The organism is Actinopolyspora mzabensis, from assembly GCF_900101095.1.
GTDB classification, from domain to species: domain Bacteria; phylum Actinomycetota; class Actinomycetes; order Mycobacteriales; family Pseudonocardiaceae; genus Actinopolyspora; species Actinopolyspora mzabensis.
Genome location: NZ_FNFM01000004.1, coordinates 325154 through 342242, shown reverse-complemented (window position 1 = coordinate 342242; position 17089 = coordinate 325154). Strand labels below are relative to the sequence as shown.

Genomic DNA, 17089 nt, shown 5'->3' with positions numbered 1-17089 from the left:
GTCCGGCGGTATCTGCGTGTCGACCAACCGCCGACCCCGCCCGCTCGGTAACCGCACAACGGACCTGCGGGGGGTCACGCCGGAGCGACAGGCATTGCACCGACCGGTCGGTACGCCGTTTGCCCAGTGGTTTCTCGCGGGGAACAACCTGCACGGCGCTTCTCGCGCCTCTCAGGCCCGCAACGCGTCCAACAGCAGGTCCGCGAACTGATCACCCACCTGCTCCCCGCTCATCGGCCCGTCCCTGCGGTACCAGCTGCCGAGGTGATGCACGGCGCCGAAGAAGAAATCGACCACGAGCTCGGGAGAACGATCCGCGCGGAACACTCCGGCACGTTGTCCCTCCTCGATCAATTGCCTCACTCGTTCGTGGTAGCGCCGACGCTCGGCGCGTACCTCGGCCTGCTTGTCGGCATGCAACAGGTGCATGGAACGGAAGAAGATCACGGTGTCCTCCAGGTAGGCGACCGTGGTCACCACGACGTCCGCGGCCACCGCGCGGAGTCGCCGCTCGACGGACTCCGAACTGTCCGCCGCCTGTTCCATCCGAGACATCTGCACGCGCAGCACTCGCGCGTAGATCTCGTAGAGCAGGTCGTCCTTGGAGCCGAAGTAGTGGTACATGGCTCCCTTGGTGACCCCGGCCGCGTCCACGATCTGTTGCACCGAGGTCGTCTCGAACCCCTGCTCGGCGAACAGTCGCGTGGCCGCACTCAGCAGCCGCTGCGGCACCGGCTCCTGCCCACTGGGTTGCGTCCGGGCGACGGGCTCCCCGCCTTCCTCGGTGAACGAGCTCGGTGCCATCGCTTCCTCCCTGACTGCTGCCACTGGGTACCCAACAGGGTACCGACCGGTCGGTCCCCGTACGCGTCCGTCGACGGGCCCGGCTACGAGGGCTCACTCCGACCCGGCTCCCGTCACGTAGTGGTTGTCGTCGAACGGCTGTAGGTCACCACCACGTCGTCGAGCCCGGTCCCGGAGTCTGCCGCGGCCCCGAGCCGAAGTGACCGATCTCAGTCGGGCCGTTCGATCTTCCTACGCAGTGAGCGCATCCCGGACAACCAGCGATCCGGGTCCGTTGCGCGCTGAACATAATGTCCGGCCACGTCGGGATGCGGCAGGATCAAGAACTCCCCACCCAGCGAATCCGCGACGACCTCGGCTACCTTGGTGGGCTCGACGGCATCGGCGTCGAGCAGCCGCCGCCCCGTCTGACCACTGTCGGCGAGCATTCCGGTCCGCACACCCTGCGGGCACAGTGCCTGCACCGTGACACCTCGATCGGCGTAGGTCGCCGACAACCATTCGGCGAATCCCAGTGAAGCGTGCTTGGTCACCGAGTAAGGCGCGGCTCCGAGCATGGTGAGCAGACCGGCGGCCGAGACCGTCGCCAGGAAGTGACCGCCGCCCGCCTCCAGCCAGTGCGGCAGCACCGCACGTGCCGCACGCACGTGCGACATGACATTGATCTGCCACGCCCTGTCCCAGTCCTCCTCGGGGGCCTCCGGACCACCCGCGGTGGCCACACCGGCGTTGGCGCAGAACAGGTCGATGCCGCCGTAACGCTCCAACGCGGTGTCGACGAGTTCACGCGCCCCGGACTCACCGGCCGCGTCTCCGACCACGGCCGTACCGCCGACCTCCTCGGCCACTTCCCGCGCCGCGGCACCGTCGATGTCGTTGACGACCACACTCGCACCCCGTGAAGCGAACTCGCGACTCATCGAGGCGCCTATACCGTTGCCCGCGCCGGTGATCACGGCCACGGAACCGGCCAGTCGCATGCCGACCTCCTGTCCCCGTCGTTACGAAACTTCCTGTCGATTCGGACGCCCGCGCTGTCGATTCGGACACCGCGCCGGGCGAGCCCCGCGACGCGGTGATCAACCGCTCCGCGCGGGTGCCGCGAGCCCCGCCCGGGCTTACCGGCCGCAGGCGTTCACATCCCGCCGGTGAGCGATACCCCGCCGTCCAGGGTCAGGATCTGGCCCGTTACCCAGGACGCCTCGTCGGAAAGCAGGTAGGCGGCGGCGCCGGAAACATCGGAGGGCACCCCGAGCCTGCGCATCGGGTACTGTTCGGCGACCTCTGCCTCGTTGTCCTGATAGAGCGCGGTGGCGAACTGCGTCTTGACCACCGCGGGGGCAACCGCGTTGACACGCACGTCCGGGCCGAGCTCGACGGCCAGCTCACGCGTGACGTGGCTCAGCATCGCCTTGGTCGCTCCGTAGTACCCGATGCCGGGGGCCGGATTCGACCCGGCCAGCGAGGTGACGTTGAGTACCGCACCGCCGTTGGCGGACATCCACTTCCGGTGGACCAACTGGGTCCAGGCCAGCGAAGCCAGGACGTTGACCTCGAAGGTCTTGCGGGCGATTTCGTGATCGAGCTCGATCAGCGGGCCGTAAGCGGGGTTGATCCCGGTGTTGTTGACCAGCATGTCGACACGGCCGAAAGTGCGCAGGGTGCGGTCGACCGCGTCGGACTGGTGCTCGCTGTCGTCGGCCTTGCCCGCCACCGCGATCGCGTGTTCCGCACCGCCGAGTTCCTCGACGGCCTCCTGCAGCGCATCGGGTTTACGCGCCGTGATGCACACCCGGGCGCCCTCGGACACCAGGCGCTGTGCGATACCGAAACCGATTCCCCTGCTCGCACCGGTGACGATCGCCACCCGACCGTCGAACCGCTTGCTCATACGTTTCCTCTCCTAGTAGTTGTCGCTCAACCGCGCGCTTCGTCCCGAAGCCGCCGCCGAAGGATCTTGCCGGTGGTCGTCTTCGGCAACTCCCCGACCAATTCCACCTCTCGGGGATACTTGTACGCCGCCAACCGCTGTCGGCAGTGGTCGGCGAGCTCCTCCCCGGTGGTGCTCTCACCGGGCACCAGGCTGACGTAGGCCTTGACCGTCTCGCCCCGGTACTCGTCCGGCACGCCCACCACAGCCGCCTCCCGGACGGCGGAGTGCGAGTAGAGGACGTCCTCCACCTCGCGGGGCCAGACCTTGAACCCGGAAGCGTTGATCATGTCCTTCTTCCGGTCGACGACGTAGAACCAGCCCTGCTCGTCCATGAAGCCGACGTCCCCGGTGTGCAGCCTGCCCTCTGGGATCGATTCCTCGGTCTGTTCCGGCTGGTTCCAGTAGGAGGGCACGACCATCGGCCCCTCCACGACGATCTCGCCCACCGACCTCACGGGCAGGTCCACCCCGTCGTCGTCCACCACGCGCAGCACGCAGTTGAACGTGGGGACACCGACGCTGATCGTGCCGGTCTCCTCGTCGACCGGAGCCTCCAGGTGCGGCGGCACGGAGGTCGCCGTGGCCGTGGTCTCGGTGAGTCCGTAGCCGTTGCGGATGTAGAGCCCGAAATCGGAGCGGAACCGTTCGACCATCGCGGCCGGAAGCGGCGCCCCACCCGCGTACACCTGTTCGAACGAGCGAAAATGGTCGGCGGTGGCTTCGGGGTGATTCATCAACGCGATGTAGGCCGTGGCCGGACCGATCATGTACCGCGGACGCCACCGGCGCAGCGCCGCCAGTACCGCCGACGGCTCGAACCGGTACACGAGGTCGAGTCGTCCTCCCAGGGCCAGCACGGCACCGAACTGACACACGAGGCCGGTTATGTGGAACAGCGGAGCCAACGCGATCATGCCGCTGCCGTCGTGGTTACCCGTGCGCTGAGTGAACGCCTGGGCGTTGAAACTGATGTTGCGGTGGGTGTTCGTCGCCCCTTTGGGTGTGCCACTCGTTCCGGACGTGTAAGTCAGCAGTGCGATGTCGTCCGGATAGAGTCGAACGCTCGGAGGAGTAGCGGTCCGGCGTTCGGTCGCCGTCGCCACGAGATCCGCGGTAGCCGCGGGCCGCCGACGCTCCACCCCCCGCAACGGAGTCTCCTCGTGTTCGGCGGCCAGATCCAGCTCGCTGGTGGTCAGTGTCACCGCCACCCCGGTGGCGGCGACGACTTCACCCAGCGCGTCGTGCCAACCGTTCTCGGAGGAGATCACCGCCGCTGGTTGGGCGTCCGCCAGGATGGTGGTCAGTTCGTGGGAGCGGTACATCGGGTTGAGCGGGACGACGATGCCACCCAGCTTCCATCCCGCGAGCACGGCGATCGCGAACTGCGGAACGTTCTGCAGGTAAACCGCGACGCGGTCACCCCCGCCAAGCCCCTGCTCGGCGAGGTACTCGGCCACCCCGTTGGCGAGCTCGTCCAGCTCACGATAAGTGATCTCGGTACCGAAGTAGGTAAGGGCCACGCGATCGGGAAACCGCGAACGGGTGTCCGTCAGCACGGACAGCATGTCCTCGTACGGTGGGGCGATGTCCGCGGGCTCGTCCGCGGCATAGCACTCCAGCCAGGGACGTTGATCGTAGATACCGGACATGAACACCTCCGCAAGACCGACCAGTCGGTACGTCCAGTAGACTGATTACGACGGTCCACGTCAACCCACCTCCGAAACACGGCGAAAAACCGACCACATCTTGACGAGATCCATTGGTCTAGTCCAACTTCGGTGATTCAACCAGTGACACCGGAGGTTTCGATGCACATTCGCCGCATCACCGCCGCCATCGCCGCCGCGGCCATCCCGTTGACGATGACAGCGGCCCCAGCCGTGGCAACGCCCCACAACGAAGCAACGGCAGGCCAGCCGAGCGCCGCGACCGAGAGCGCCGCGCTGCCCGAACACCAGCTCACCGGCTATTGGCAGAATTTCGTCAACGACGCCGAACCATTACGCGTAAGCGACATTCCGGACAACTACGATCTGGTGGCGCTCGCATTCGCCCAGTCGGATGCCACCCGCCCCGGCGCCGTGAAATTCAGCGTCGATTCCCAACTCTCGGGCGCACTGGGCGGTTACTCCGACGCGCAGCTCAAGGCGGACATCGCCGAAAAGCAGAGCCAGGGCACGGATTTCGTGATGTCCATCGGTGGCGCCAAGGGGTCGGTCGATCTGAGCACCGAACAGCGCGTGACCAACTTCGTGGACTCGATGACCACGATTATCGAGAACTACGGGCTGGACGGTCTCGACATCGACCTGGAACACAGTTTCGACACCGCCGGGATGACCAGTGCCGCGCGCCAGCTCCGAAATCACTTCGGTTCGGACTTCATCCTGACCATGGCGCCGCAGACACTGTACGTACAGCCGGGCGGCTCGTACATGCAACTGATCGACAACCTGAGCGACATCATCACCACGGTGCACACCCAGTACTACAACTCCGGCTCGATGCTGGGATGCGACCAACAGGTGTACAGCCAGGGTTCGGTGGACTTCATCACCGCCCAGGCGTGCATTCTGCTGGACAAGCTCAGCGCCGACCAGATCGCCCTGGGGCTGCCTGCCGCACCGTCCGCCGCGGGCAGTGGTTACGTGCGACCCTCCGTCGTCACCGACGCCCTGGACTGCCTGGCGACGACGAGCAACTGCGGACGGTTCGTCCCAAGTCAACCGCACCCATCGATCAGCGGAGCAATGACCTGGTCGATCAACTGGGACGTCAGCAACGGCACCACCTTCTCCACGACCGTCGGCAACCATTTGGACACCCTGCCGTAACCCGGCGCCCGGAGGCCGTGAAGCCGTCACGGCGGGTCGAGCGAGCCCCGGCATCCCGGGTGAGTGAGCCGGCGGGCTACCCCTGAGCGAACGGAGCCCGCTTTTCCGGACCGGGGAAGGGGACGGAACAGCCCCTAACACATTCCCGGGCGTGACGCCTTGTTGAAAGTGGACGACTCGAAGCCCGCAGCGGTGGAAAGTCGTCCACTTTTCGTACCCTTTCCCGAACTTTGATTACACAAAGCAATATTCTTGTCACTTAATGTGATTCTGCTGACAACCCGCACGTTGGCGCACACAAACTCGCCACCAGGGGGTAAGCTGGAGCCATGACAGTCGCGCTGGAGACCGTGCTCGCCAGAGCCGGTCTGAAGGTCACCGCGCATGAATTCCTCGTACTGGTCGAGGACGCGGCCAAAAGACTCACGCCGCCGCAGGCGGATCCCAGCGCGCACTTCGACGAATCCGAACGCGCGACGCTGACCGAGACGGGTCTGGATCTCTCGCCGCTCGCCGAGCGGGAAACCGATCCACGTGCGCGCGCGGTGGCGGAACAGACCGTGCTGCGCGACACCGCGCTGTCGGTGGGCCAAGCCGCCGAGATCGTGGGGGTGGACAGCAGTCGCATCAGACACCGAGTGGCCTCCCGCCGGCTGATCGGGTGGAAGGACCGCGGTGGCTGGCGACTGCCCGCCTGGCAGTTCGCCGAGGACGACGTACTGCCCGGTCTGGAAACGGTACTGGCCGCCATGCCCGGTGACCAACCGGCGCTGGTACTGGCGAACTTCATGACCACACCGCAGCAGGACCTGGAGCTGGGAGACCGCCCGGTGAGTCCGCGTGACTGGCTGATGGCATACGGTAATCCGCAGCGAGTCGCCGAACTCGCTTCGGTCATCGGAACGCCCGCTTAGTCGACGACGGACACAGGACCACCAATGGCTCGGCTCCCACAGCCGCCAGCCCCAGCTGTGCTGCAGGCGCTTCTTCGCCGAACCGAGGACGTCGTCGCGCTCCCCGCAGGGACCCGGCTCGTGCGAATCTTCGCCTCGGGGGGTAATCACCCACAACACTGGAACAGTTTCCGCTACGCGGGGCCACTGCCGCACGCCCGCTTCGACCCGCATCCCCCGAAGCCGCAAGGCGGCCCCACAGTCACCAGGGAACACGGCGTGCTCTACTTCTCACTGGCGGTACAGACCTGCATCGCCGAGGTGTTCCAGGCAACATCCACAGTGGATCGAAAAACGCGCGCGCCGCAACTGGTGATATTCCGACCACGTCGGACGGTCCGACTGCTCGACCTGTCCGGACTCTGGCCGACCAGAGCCGGCGCCTCCCAGGCGATCAGCAACGGCACGAAGGAACGCACCCAGTCCTGGGCACGGTGCATCCGCGCGGCCTACCCGGAGCTGGACGGTCTCTGGTACCGATCGTCGATGGACGCCGGTGAGCCCTCGGTCTGCCTGTGGGACCCCCCGGCGGCAACGGTAATTCCGGAAAGTCCCGACCTACTGCTGCCGCTCGAGCACCCCGGCCTGGACCTGCCGTTGGGGAGGGTCTGCAAGGAGCTCGGCTACACCCTGCTGAACTAGTGGGGTCTCGTTGAGCGGATGGGTCGGTGAGGCGCTCGCCCCCTGAGCGAACGACGAAAACCCCCGGCGAGCTCTCGCCACGAACGAGCGGAGACATCGGAGGAGGGGCCTGCCCGACAGCGGGCCGGACACCTCGCACGCGAGGCGTGCTCGCGAGCAACCTGTCCGGCCCACCACGCAGCCCGGCGGACGCCGCTGTTTCAGCCGAGCTCCGCGTTCTCGGCTTCACGCTGCTGTCGACGCGACTTGAGCAGACTGGCCACGGCGGTGACCAACAGCACGAGAACGATCACACCGAGCGACAGGAAGTTTCCGATCTCGAGCCAATCGGGGGCCAATCCGTAATCGTGCAGCGCGTGCACGATCAGCTTGAACCCGATGAAAGCCAGGATCACGGACAGCCCGGTGGAGAGATAGACCAACCTGTCGACGAGATCCCCGAGCAGGAAGTACAGCTGCCGCAGCCCCATCAACGCGAAGGCGTTGGCGGTGAACACCAGGAACGCATCCTGCGTGATCCCGAAGATCGCCGGTATCGAATCCACCGCGAACATGACGTCGGCGCTGCCGATGGCCACGATCACGATGAACATCGGTGTCAACCACCGCTTACCGTCGATCCTGATCGACATCCTGGTGCCGTGGAACTGCTCCGTTACGGGATAGGCCTTGCGAACCCATCGCACGACCGCGTTCTCCGGATCATCGCTCTCCTCGTTGTTACGGAGCATGCTGATAGCGGTCCAGAGCAGGAAAGCGCCGAAGACGAAGAACACCCACACGAAACGGGAGATCAACTGAGCGCCAACGGCGATGAACAACCCGCGGAAGACCAGCGCGAGCACGATACCGATCAGCAGCACCCGGTGTTGATGGATCGAGGGAACCGCGAAACTGGACATGATCACCATGAAGATGAACAGGTTGTCCACGCTCAGCGAGTACTCCACCACGTAGCCCGTGAAGTACTGGATCGCGAAATCGTGGCCGCCGAACCACCACACCCCGAGACCGAACAGCAGAGCACAGGCGACGTAGAAAACCACCCAACGAGCGGCCTCACCCGCCTTGACCTCGTGGGGCTTGCGGTCCACGATCACGAGGTCCAACAGCAGCAGCACGACCAGCCCGGCCAGGGTGGCCAGCCAGACCCACCAGGAAACACCCAGCGCTTCCTGTTGAGTCCGCTGTGCCGCCTCCGCGAGCACATGCGTCCCGACGTACATCGATCACCTCCGGTACAGGGCTTATGCCGGGGACCGGAGGTCTCTCCCGCCGGCTGAGCCGGCCGGCGGCACCGGGAAAGAACACCGGACATGCCGGAGTTCGTTCCGTGATGACGACACCGCCGCGACAGGAATACTCCCCTCCAAACCTCGTGAATTGTCACCCACGTTCGGCGTGGACCACTATCGGGGGTAGGCACCGAGCACCGTCCACCGAGAACGCCATGACCCCGGAAAACACGGGCGACACGCGGGTCGAACTGTAGCCAAGGTCACTCCCGCGTGGTTAAATGAGGAATCCACCGGCAGTGACGTCTTCGGCTGGGGCCGGTTCCGCCCGACGGAAGGTCCCCGCGGAGCACGGTCGACATCGCGGGGAGGCCGCCGAACCGAGAACGACGGGTCCGGTTCGGTGAGGAGAGAGCGAGCCACGGACGCGGCTCGCGCTCCCTCTACGACGGCTGTGGAATATTCCCATCGCGATGCGATTTCATCCCGGTATCCGATTCATAGCTTCTTCGGTCGTATCGGATTCACGGGACCCCGTGACACGATTCGTTGCCCTAGAGTCACCCGCGTGTTCCAGTCCCGCCGGTATGTCCCGAACTTCGCGTTGCTGCCGATCGTGCTGGTGGCTCTGATCGTGGCAGCCACAGCGATGTGGTCCTCCGAACAGGATTCGGCTGATCGTGTTCCCAGCGTCGCCACGCGGGACGCGAGTATCGACGTGTTGGACGGACCCGAGCGGCAGCAGCGAATACAGCTCGACCTCAGACTGTTCGTTCCCGAACGCACCCCGGCGCCATCGGTGGTACTGGCACACGGCTTCGACGGGGACAAGACCGAACTGGCCGCTCCCGCACGGCGACTGGCCGCACGTGGCTTCACCGTGCTGACCTACTCGGCACGCGGTTACGGGCAGAGCACCGGCAGAATCGCGCTGAACTCGCCGAATTACGAGGTGACCGACGCACGTCGGATCCTGGACTGGCTGGCCCGGCAGCCCGAGGTGGCGACCCAGGACGAGGAGGATCCCCTCGTCGGAGTGGGTGGGGTCTCCTACGGCGGAGCACTGAGCATGCTGCTGGCGGGTAACGATCCCCGCGTCGACGCGATCGCCCCGCTGAACACATACAACGACCTGCGTACCGCGATGCTGCCCAATGCCGCCTCGAGCGAGTCGATACCGACCGCCACCGCCGCGCGCGGCAGCGACGCGGGGCCGGGTGTGTTCCGGCGGGCATGGGCAAGCTCCTTGTTCGGGATGGCGACGCGCCCGCAGCCGGAACAACGGAGCTCGCGGAACACGGAAGCCTCGTCGACCACACCACCGCCACCCGAGGAGAACGACGAGGCGAACCACACGAGAACCCCCCTGACGTGCGGCGACCTCACCGCAGAAGTATGCCGTGCCTACACCGAACTGGCCCGAACCGGACGAGCCGGATCGAGCACGCTCGAACTGCTGGCCGCGGCCTCGCCGAGCAGCGTGACCGGCAACATCGACATTCCCACCCTGCTGGTGCAACGTCAGCGCGGCGAACTCTTCGGATTGGCACAGGCCGACGCGAACGCGCGTCAGATCAGTGCCGCGGGGGGAACCGTCAGCATGATGTGGCTGCACGACGAGGGCAACGCTTCGCTTCCCGCACACGTATGGGAGAAGGTCGGCGACTGGTTCTCGTACTATCTGCACGAGTCCGACGAACCGCGGCCGCCTCGCCCGGAAACGGGATTCCGGTACCAGTTGGTCGATCGTCTCGCCTCGGAACGTCGACCCGCGACGACCTGGCGGACGACGGAGTACCCCGGTCTGGACTCGAACGAGGTGACCCGAACCGAGCTCTCCCTGGAGGGCGAACCCTCCCGAGTGATCAATCCGCCCGGCAACGGTGCGGGCACGAGCGGGCTCTCGAGCACTTCTACGCCCGTGAGCGGTGGGGAAACGGCAGCCGGGAACGACGGCGCCTCGGCGACCCGTGGCAAGGCCACGCCGGGGAGGGTGGCGGTCTTCGAGACCGCACCGGTGGAACGGGCCACTCTGATCACCGGAGTACCCCAGACCCGACTCGCGGTGGCTTCGATTCCGGAACAACCCGGCCACGGCGAGGCGGTGCTGTTCGGCAAGCTGTTCGACATCGGGCCGAACGGCTCCCGGACGCCGGTCGGCGACGGCACCTCTCCCCTGCGAATAACGGGACTGCCCGACGACGGGAGGGCGGTTCGGGTGGACGTCGCCCTGCCCGCCACGATGCACACCCTGCAGCCCGGCCATCGGCTGGCACTGCGGATAAGCACCACCGAAGCCGCCTACACCGGGCCCAGGGACACGGCGGTGCACCTGATCTCCCCGGCGGGTGCGGGAAGTGTCTCGCTCCCCGCCGTTCCCGCCTCCCGGGTCGATGAAGCGTCGATACCGGTGGGTGCCCTGATCGGTATCGCGGCGTTCGTGGTGCTACTGCTCGTGGCGGGGATACTGGCGATCAGGTTCGAGCGTGCGCGTCGGAAACCACCGAATCCGGAGTTGACCGGCGTGCCGATTTCGATCGACGGGGTGAGCAAGTCCTACCCGCGCCATCCGGATGCGGTGAACGACCTGTCGCTGCGAGTCGAGGCCGGCCAGGTGGTGGGACTGCTCGGTCCGAACGGTGCGGGCAAGACGACCCTGCTCCGCATGGTGCTGGGTATGACTCGGGCCGACACCGGCCGGATCCACCTGTTCGGACACTCGGTGACCCCCAGCGCACCGGTACTGTCGCGCGTGGGCGGACTCGTGGATTCCCCGGGACTGTTGCCGCACCTGACCGGCTTGGAGAACCTGCGCAGCTACTGGCGAGCCACCGGCAGACCCATGGAACAAGCCGGGCTGGACGAAGTGATTCGGATCGCCGGACTGGGTGCCGCGGCTGATCACAAGGTACGTACCTACGGACCGGGGATGCGGCAACGAGTCGCCCTGGCACAAGCCATGCTGGGGCTGCCCGACCTGCTCGTGCTCGACGAACCGATGAACGCGCTGGACCCCGCGCACACGCAACGGATGCGCGAGGTCATCCGGGAGTACGCCAGGACCGGCCGCACCGTGCTGATGTCGAGTCATCTGCTCAGCGAGGTCGAACAGACCTGCACACACGTCATCGTGATGCACGAGGGGCACCGAGTGGCGGGCGGAACGGTCGACGAGATCACCGCTGGGGACTCGATGATCGCCTTCCACGTCGATCAACCCGAACTCGCCGCGCGTACACTCCGCTGTCTGGAGGGAATCGGCAGCGTACGGGTCGGCACCGATGTGGTCTACGCCGAACTGGCCGGACACTCCACGGCCACTGCCGTGAACGTGTTGGTCGCCTCCGATGTCTCCATAAAGCGCGTGGGGCCCCACCGCAAACTCGAGGACGCGTTTCTGGAACTGGTCGGAGAGGACCACTGATGCAGCACGAGCGGGACCGCTCGGCCGAACGTGCCGTGGAACCGGCGACTCGCCTCCCGGTAGGGCCCGACGGCAGCGCACCGGGATACCGTGCCAACCGCACCCTGCCACTGCGGGTGGAGCTGCGCAGGCAGCTGGCACGTGGCAGGACCAAGTTGGTGCTGTGCTGTCTGGCGGTACTGCCCCTGTTGCTGGTGGGAACCTTCGCTCTCGGCAACGAGGGGACAACTCCGCATCCCCCTGCCGACTTCGGTGACCTGGCCACGAGCAACGGGACGAACTTCACCGTCTTCACGCTGTTGCTGTGTACCCATCTGTTGCTGGTGCTGCTCGTGGCGCTGTTCTTCGGGGACGCCATAGCGGGTGAGTCCTCCTGGGCGAGTCTGCGTTACCTGATCGCCATCCCCATACCCAGACACCGACTGCTCCGACAGAAAGCACTGGTCGCGGGCCTGCTGTCCTGCCTGAGTCTGCTCGTGCTGACCGGCGCGGCACTGGCTACGGGCACTTTCTGGTACGGCGCGGGCGTATTGCGTACCCCGCACGAGGGAGTACTCCACTTCCCGTGGAACGTGCTGGTTCTGCTGGCGATCTGCGGCTATCTGGCGATTCACCTAACCTGGGTGGCCAGCCTGGCACTGCTGTTCAGCGTGATGGCCGACAACCCGCTGGCGGCCGTGGGTGCGGCGGTGGGTGTCTCGGTGATCTCGCAGATCCTGGACGAGATTCCGAGGCTGGAGCAGTTCCGCATCCTGCTTCCGAGCCACCATGCGACAGCGTGGACCGACCTGCTGGATACCAACATCGACTGGACCGACATGGCGAACGGCACACTGTCTGCGACCGCTTATGCGGCTGTGTTCATCACCGCCACGCTGGTGCGGTTCCACCGGGCCGACATCACCGACTGATGGAGGATCCCTCGGAGCGGATCCTCCCCGGCGGGGTTCGACCACCGGGGAGGAACCGTTCGCGTGGAGCCACTCAGTGGTGCGGCACGTCCCGGTTCTCGGCAGCACCCCAGCCGTGCCAGCGATCCACATCGATCCAGGCACTGACACGCTCACGGCCACGCACGTGGTAAGGGGACCCGGTGTAGTGCCGTGCGAGCCGGTCTATGTCGGCAAGGCTCGGATCGTCCAGCAGTTCGGTGACACGTCCCTGCAGGCTGACATGGGTGTACCAGTCGTCGGTGGCGAGCACGGTCAGCGACACCCGCGGTTCGGCCCGCATGTACTGCAACCGCTTCCGCCCCTCGTCCATGTTGACCAGGATCCGACCGTTCTCCAGTAGATACCAGGTGGCCACCGACACCGGCTGACCATCGGCTCGCACCGTGGTTATCACCGAGGGATTCGGCGCGGACAGCAACTCGGTGACCTGTTCGGGCAACGGTGGCTTCGGCACGGACAAACACCTCACTGTTCGAACAACGCTCGTACTGGGGTCCGGCCGTTTCGTGCCGGCCCGGTCATTTCGTGCCGGCCCGACCGCTGTGGCGCGAGCACCGATTCATGCCGGACCGGGTGCTCACTCGGCCGGTCGAACCAATCGTGGCATCCCCGCGGAGCGCCGACACGCGTATATCCGTCGGCGTGCTTTCCGAGCGCCACACTCACCTTTACGGAGTAGCCTCGGCCACGATGGAGATAGTCCGCCCACGTTGTTTCCTCGCCCTCGTGGCGAGTCTCCGTTTCCCGGGTCGAACGCCGACTCCGAATAATGGCCGCCTACCCGCTCCTCTCCCCCGGGTGCGTGACACCTCCGACGGGCGGAACCGCTCGCGACCACACTCCCGTGGAACGATCCCAGTAGGAGACGGGTGATCACCATGGCAACAACCGCCAACACCGATTCCGACTTCTTCGGATTCGAGGAACTGCTCACCGACGAGGAGCGTAGCGAGCTGGCCGGGATCCGCGAAGCCCTGCAGCGGGAGATCAAGCCGCTGGCCAACGAGGCCTGGGAGCGTGCGGAGTTCCCGTTCGAGACTTTCGAGACCTTCGCGGAACTCGGCATCGCCGGTTTTGAGTTCCCGGAGTACGGCGACGGGGTCGCTCGCCGACCGCTGTTCAACGGGTTCCTCAGCGTCGAGATGAACAAGGTGGATCCCTCGCTGGCCGTGGCCTCGGGAGTGCACACCGGGCTGGCGATGGGCAGCATTTACGGCGGCGGTGACCAGCACCAGCGGGATCGCTGGATGCCGGACATGGTCACCTGGAACAAGATCGGAGCCTTCGGGCTGACCGAGCCCGAGGGAGGTTCCGACGTGGCCGAGGGAATGCGCACCACCGCACGCCGCGAGGGCGACGAGTGGGTGCTCCACGGCTCCAAGCGCTGGATCGGCAACGGCACGTTCGCCGATCTGGTCGTCATCTGGGCCCGCGACGAGTTCGACGGCAACGTCAAGGGCTTCGTGGTGGAGAAGGACATGCCGGGCTTTCGCGCTAGCAAGATCGAGGGCAAGATCGCGCTGCGCTCGGTACAGAACGCGGACCTGTGGCTGGACCACGTGCGCGTGCCGGAGGAGAACCGGCTGCAGCACATCGAGAACTTCCGCGACACCGCGAAGGTCCTGGCCAGGACGCGGGGAAACGTTGCCTGGCAGGCGCTCGGCGTGGCCGCCCGTGCCTACGAACTGGCACGGGAGTACGCGGTCACCCGCGAGCAGTTCGGCAAAACCATCGGAGGGTTCCAGCTCGTGCAGGACTTGCTGGTCAAGATGTTGGGCAACATCACGGCCATGTTCGGGATGCTCACCCGACTCGCCCAGAAAACGGCGGAGGGCACGGCAGGTCCCGATCACGCCGCGCTTGCCAAGAGTTTCACCACTACCAGGATGCGCGAGTGCGTGGCGTGGGCACGCGAACTGTTCGGCGGTAACGGCATCGTGCTGGACTACGAGGTGGCCAAGTTCTTCGCCGACGCGGAGGCCGTCTACTCCTTCGAGGGCAGCCGGGAGATGAACACGCTGATCGTGGGCAAGTCGATCACCGGGCAGAGCGCCTTCACCTGAGCCCCGGAGCCCGATCCCCCGGCGGGGACGAGCGAACAGGTCGTTACCCGTCCCCCGCGAGGTTCAGCTCACGCCGGCTTCGTCCATGGCCCGAAGCTCCTTCTTGAGATCGTTGATCTCGTCCCGCAACCGCGCGGCGAGCTCGAACTGCAGCTCCCTGGCCGCGTTCATCATCTGCTCGTTGAGCTGCTGCACCAGGTCGGCCAGCTCCGCACGCGGCATCGACTTGGTGTCGCGATCCTTGAGCACACCGGAGCTGGTGGTGGCCGAGGCCTCCCCGCTGGGCTTCTTGCCACGCGAGGCGTTGCGCCCGGATCCGCCCTCGGGAACGGTCTCCTCAGTGTCCTCCGACTCCGAGTACACCCGATCGAGGATGTCGGCGACCTGCTTGCGCAGCGGCTGCGGATCGATGCCGTGCTCGGTGTTGTAGGCGATCTGCTTGGCCCGCCTGCGGTTGGTCTCGTCGATAGCCCGGCGCATCGAGTCGGTCACCTCGTCGGCGTACATGTGCACCTGCCCGGAAACGTTGCGGGCGGCACGGCCGATGGTCTGCACCAGGCTGGTCTCGGACCGCAGGAACCCCTCCTTGTCCGCGTCCAGGATCGAGACCAGCGAGACTTCGGGCAGGTCGAGCCCCTCCCGCAGCAGGTTGATACCGACCAGCACGTCGTACTCACCGAGCCGGAGTTGGCGCAACAGCTCCACCCTGCGCAGGGTGTCCACCTCCGAGTGCAGGTACCTGACCCGGATCCCGAGTTCGAGCAGATAGTCCGTGAGGTCCTCGGCCATCTTCTTGGTCAGCGTGGTGACCAGTACCCGTTCGTCCCGGCCGGCACGTTGCCGCACCTCGGCGACCAGATCGTCGATCTGTCCCTCGGTGGGTTTGACCACCACCTCGGGATCGACCAGCCCGGTGGGCCGGATGACCTGCTCGGTGAACTCCCCTCCGGAACGCTGCATCTCGTAGCTTCCCGGGGTCGCCGACAGATACACCGACTGGCCGATGCGATCGGCGAACTCCTCCCACTTGAGCGGCCTGTTGTCCAATGCGCTGGGCAGCCGGAATCCGTGGTCGACCAGGGTGCGTTTGCGCGAGGCGTCGCCCTCGAACATCCCGCCGATCTGCGGCACCGTCACATGGGACTCGTCGATGACCAGCAGAAAGTCCTCGGGGAAGTAGTCGAGCAGCGTGGCCGGGGCCGAACCTGCCTCCCGACCGTCGATGTGCCGTGAGTAGTTCTCGATACCGGAGCAGAATCCGACCTGACGCATCATCTCGATGTCGTACTGGGTGCGCATCCGCAGCCGCTGTGCCTCCAACAACTTGTTCTGGCGCTCCAGCTTGCCGAGCTGTTCGGTGAGCTCCTCCTCGATACCGCGAATGGCCTGTTCCATCCGCTCCGGCCCGGCCACGTAGTGCGTGGCGGGGAAGATCCGCAGGTCACGCACCTCGTGCACCACATCGCCCGTCAGCGGATGCAGGTAGTAGAGCCTGTCGATCTCGTCGCCGAAGAACTCCACGCGCACCGCGAGTTCCTCGTAGGCCGGGATGACCTCGACGGTATCCCCCCGCACGCGGAAGGTGCCGCGCTGGAAAGCGAGGTCGTTGCGCTGGTACTGCACGTCCACCAGGGCACGCAGCAGCACGTCGCGGTCGATCTCCCCGCCCACTTCCAGGGCGATCGAACGATCCAGGTACGACTGCGGCGTACCGAGACCGTAGATGCACGACACGGAGGAGACCACCACGCAGTCCCTCCTGCTGAGCAGGTTGGAAGTGGCCGAGTGCCGCAACCGTTCGACGTCCTCGTTGACCGACGAATCCTTCTCGATGAAGGTGTCGGTCTGCGGCACGTAGGCTTCCGGTTGGTAGTAGTCGTAGTAGCTGACGAAGTACTCCACGGCGTTCTCCGGGAAGAACCCGCGCAGTTCGTTGGCCATCTGGGCGGCCAGCGTCTTGTTCGGCTCCATCACCAGGGTGGGGCGCTGGATCCGCTCGATCAGCCACGCGGTGGTGGCGGACTTGCCGGTACCGGTGGCTCCCAGCAGCACCACGTCGGTCTCGCCCGAGTTGATCCGACGTTCGAGCTGATCGATCGCCTCCGGCTGGTCACCGGCGGGTTCGTAATCACTGACGACGCGGAACCGTCCGTCCTTGCGCGGGATCTCACCGACCGGGCGGAACTCGGAGTGCGCCAGCACGGGGTACTCAGTCGCGAATGCCACTCTCCCAGCTTACGGACTC

At 65.9% G+C, this 17089-nt stretch carries 13 protein-coding genes; 6 read left to right on the top strand and 7 right to left on the bottom strand.

The features are described from left to right. Window positions 1-171: 171 nt before the first annotated feature. The 4 genes from BLR41_RS08665 to BLR41_RS08650 form a co-directional block, all read right to left on the bottom strand. On the bottom strand, window positions 172-804 hold the full coding sequence (locus BLR41_RS08665) for a TetR/AcrR family transcriptional regulator (RefSeq protein WP_092627464.1): 633 nt from the start codon (window positions 802-804) through the stop codon (window positions 172-174). Between the two features lie 209 nt (window positions 805-1013). Next, window positions 1014-1784, bottom strand: coding sequence for an SDR family oxidoreductase (locus BLR41_RS08660; RefSeq protein WP_092627463.1), 771 nt, complete (start codon window positions 1782-1784; stop codon window positions 1014-1016). A 155-nt stretch (window positions 1785-1939) separates the two neighbouring features. Next, window positions 1940-2695 carry an SDR family oxidoreductase gene (locus BLR41_RS08655; RefSeq protein ID WP_092627462.1) on the bottom strand — a complete coding sequence of 252 codons (756 nt, stop codon included), beginning with the start codon at window positions 2693-2695 and terminating at the stop codon, window positions 1940-1942. Window positions 2696-2721: 26 nt separating this feature from the next. Further along, complete coding sequence (locus BLR41_RS08650) at window positions 2722-4386, bottom strand: class I adenylate-forming enzyme family protein (RefSeq protein WP_092627461.1); 1665 nt, start codon at window positions 4384-4386, stop codon at window positions 2722-2724. 162 nt (window positions 4387-4548) lie between these two features. Here BLR41_RS08650 and BLR41_RS08645 point away from each other — a divergent pair, with 162 nt between their 5' ends. The 3 genes from BLR41_RS08645 (at window position 4549) to BLR41_RS08635 (ending at window position 7169) form a co-directional block, all read left to right on the top strand. Next, entirely contained in the window at window positions 4549-5574 is a 1026-nt protein-coding gene (locus BLR41_RS08645; protein WP_092627596.1) for a chitinase, read from the top strand. A 329-nt stretch (window positions 5575-5903) separates the two neighbouring features. Next, on the top strand, window positions 5904-6488 hold the full coding sequence (locus BLR41_RS08640; RefSeq protein WP_092627460.1) for a DNA-binding protein: 585 nt from the start codon (window positions 5904-5906) through the stop codon (window positions 6486-6488). Window positions 6489-6512: 24 nt separating this feature from the next. Next, window positions 6513-7169 carry an RES family NAD+ phosphorylase gene (locus BLR41_RS08635; protein WP_092627459.1) on the top strand — a complete coding sequence of 219 codons (657 nt, stop codon included), beginning with the start codon at window positions 6513-6515 and terminating at the stop codon, window positions 7167-7169. 200 nt (window positions 7170-7369) lie between these two features. Here BLR41_RS08635 and BLR41_RS08630 read toward each other — a convergent pair whose 3' ends face one another. Further along, window positions 7370-8395, bottom strand: a complete 1026-nt coding sequence (locus BLR41_RS08630) for a TerC family protein (RefSeq protein ID WP_092627458.1) — start codon at window positions 8393-8395, stop codon at window positions 7370-7372. A 577-nt stretch (window positions 8396-8972) separates the two neighbouring features. Here BLR41_RS08630 and BLR41_RS08625 point away from each other — a divergent pair. Both BLR41_RS08625 and BLR41_RS08620 read left to right on the top strand, forming a co-directional pair. Further along, window positions 8973-11828: an alpha/beta fold hydrolase gene (locus BLR41_RS08625; RefSeq protein ID WP_245694005.1), complete on the top strand. Its 2856-nt coding sequence runs from the start codon at window positions 8973-8975 to the stop codon at window positions 11826-11828. Next, window positions 11828-12739, top strand: coding sequence for an ABC transporter permease subunit (locus BLR41_RS08620; protein WP_092627457.1), 912 nt, complete (start codon window positions 11828-11830; stop codon window positions 12737-12739). The genes BLR41_RS08625 and BLR41_RS08620 overlap by 1 nt, the downstream gene beginning before the upstream one ends. A gap of 73 nt (window positions 12740-12812) precedes the next feature. On the opposite strand, the gene BLR41_RS08615 is transcribed toward BLR41_RS08620, so the two are convergent. Further along, window positions 12813-13235 carry a PPOX class F420-dependent oxidoreductase gene (locus tag BLR41_RS08615; RefSeq protein ID WP_092627594.1) on the bottom strand — a complete coding sequence of 141 codons (423 nt, stop codon included), beginning with the start codon at window positions 13233-13235 and terminating at the stop codon, window positions 12813-12815. A 424-nt stretch (window positions 13236-13659) separates the two neighbouring features. On the opposite strand from BLR41_RS08615, the gene BLR41_RS08610 reads away from it, so the two are divergent. After that, window positions 13660-14844 carry an acyl-CoA dehydrogenase family protein gene (locus BLR41_RS08610; protein WP_092627593.1) on the top strand — a complete coding sequence of 395 codons (1185 nt, stop codon included), beginning with the start codon at window positions 13660-13662 and terminating at the stop codon, window positions 14842-14844. Window positions 14845-14907: 63 nt separating this feature from the next. Here BLR41_RS08610 and uvrB read toward each other — a convergent pair whose 3' ends face one another. Beyond that, window positions 14908-17070 (bottom strand): excinuclease ABC subunit UvrB, encoded by a 2163-nt coding sequence (gene uvrB, locus BLR41_RS08605; protein WP_092627456.1) that lies wholly within the window; start codon window positions 17068-17070, stop codon window positions 14908-14910. Window positions 17071-17089: the final 19 nt, after the last annotated feature.

Coding starts and splice junctions, on each gene's coding strand:
- BLR41_RS08665 (WP_092627464.1), bottom strand. CDS start 804: ATGGCACCGAGCTCGTTCACCGAGGAAGGCGGGGAGCCCGTCGCCCGG.
- BLR41_RS08660 (WP_092627463.1), bottom strand. CDS start 1,784: ATGCGACTGGCCGGTTCCGTGGCCGTGATCACCGGCGCGGGCAACGGT.
- BLR41_RS08655 (WP_092627462.1), bottom strand. CDS start 2,695: ATGAGCAAGCGGTTCGACGGTCGGGTGGCGATCGTCACCGGTGCGAGC.
- BLR41_RS08650 (WP_092627461.1), bottom strand. CDS start 4,386: ATGTCCGGTATCTACGATCAACGTCCCTGGCTGGAGTGCTATGCCGCG.
- BLR41_RS08645 (WP_092627596.1), top strand. CDS start 4,549: ATGCACATTCGCCGCATCACCGCCGCCATCGCCGCCGCGGCCATCCCG.
- BLR41_RS08640 (WP_092627460.1), top strand. CDS start 5,904: ATGACAGTCGCGCTGGAGACCGTGCTCGCCAGAGCCGGTCTGAAGGTC.
- BLR41_RS08635 (WP_092627459.1), top strand. CDS start 6,513: ATGGCTCGGCTCCCACAGCCGCCAGCCCCAGCTGTGCTGCAGGCGCTT.
- BLR41_RS08630 (WP_092627458.1), bottom strand. CDS start 8,395: ATGTACGTCGGGACGCATGTGCTCGCGGAGGCGGCACAGCGGACTCAA.
- BLR41_RS08620 (WP_092627457.1), top strand. CDS start 11,828: ATGCAGCACGAGCGGGACCGCTCGGCCGAACGTGCCGTGGAACCGGCG.
- BLR41_RS08610 (WP_092627593.1), top strand. CDS start 13,660: ATGGCAACAACCGCCAACACCGATTCCGACTTCTTCGGATTCGAGGAA.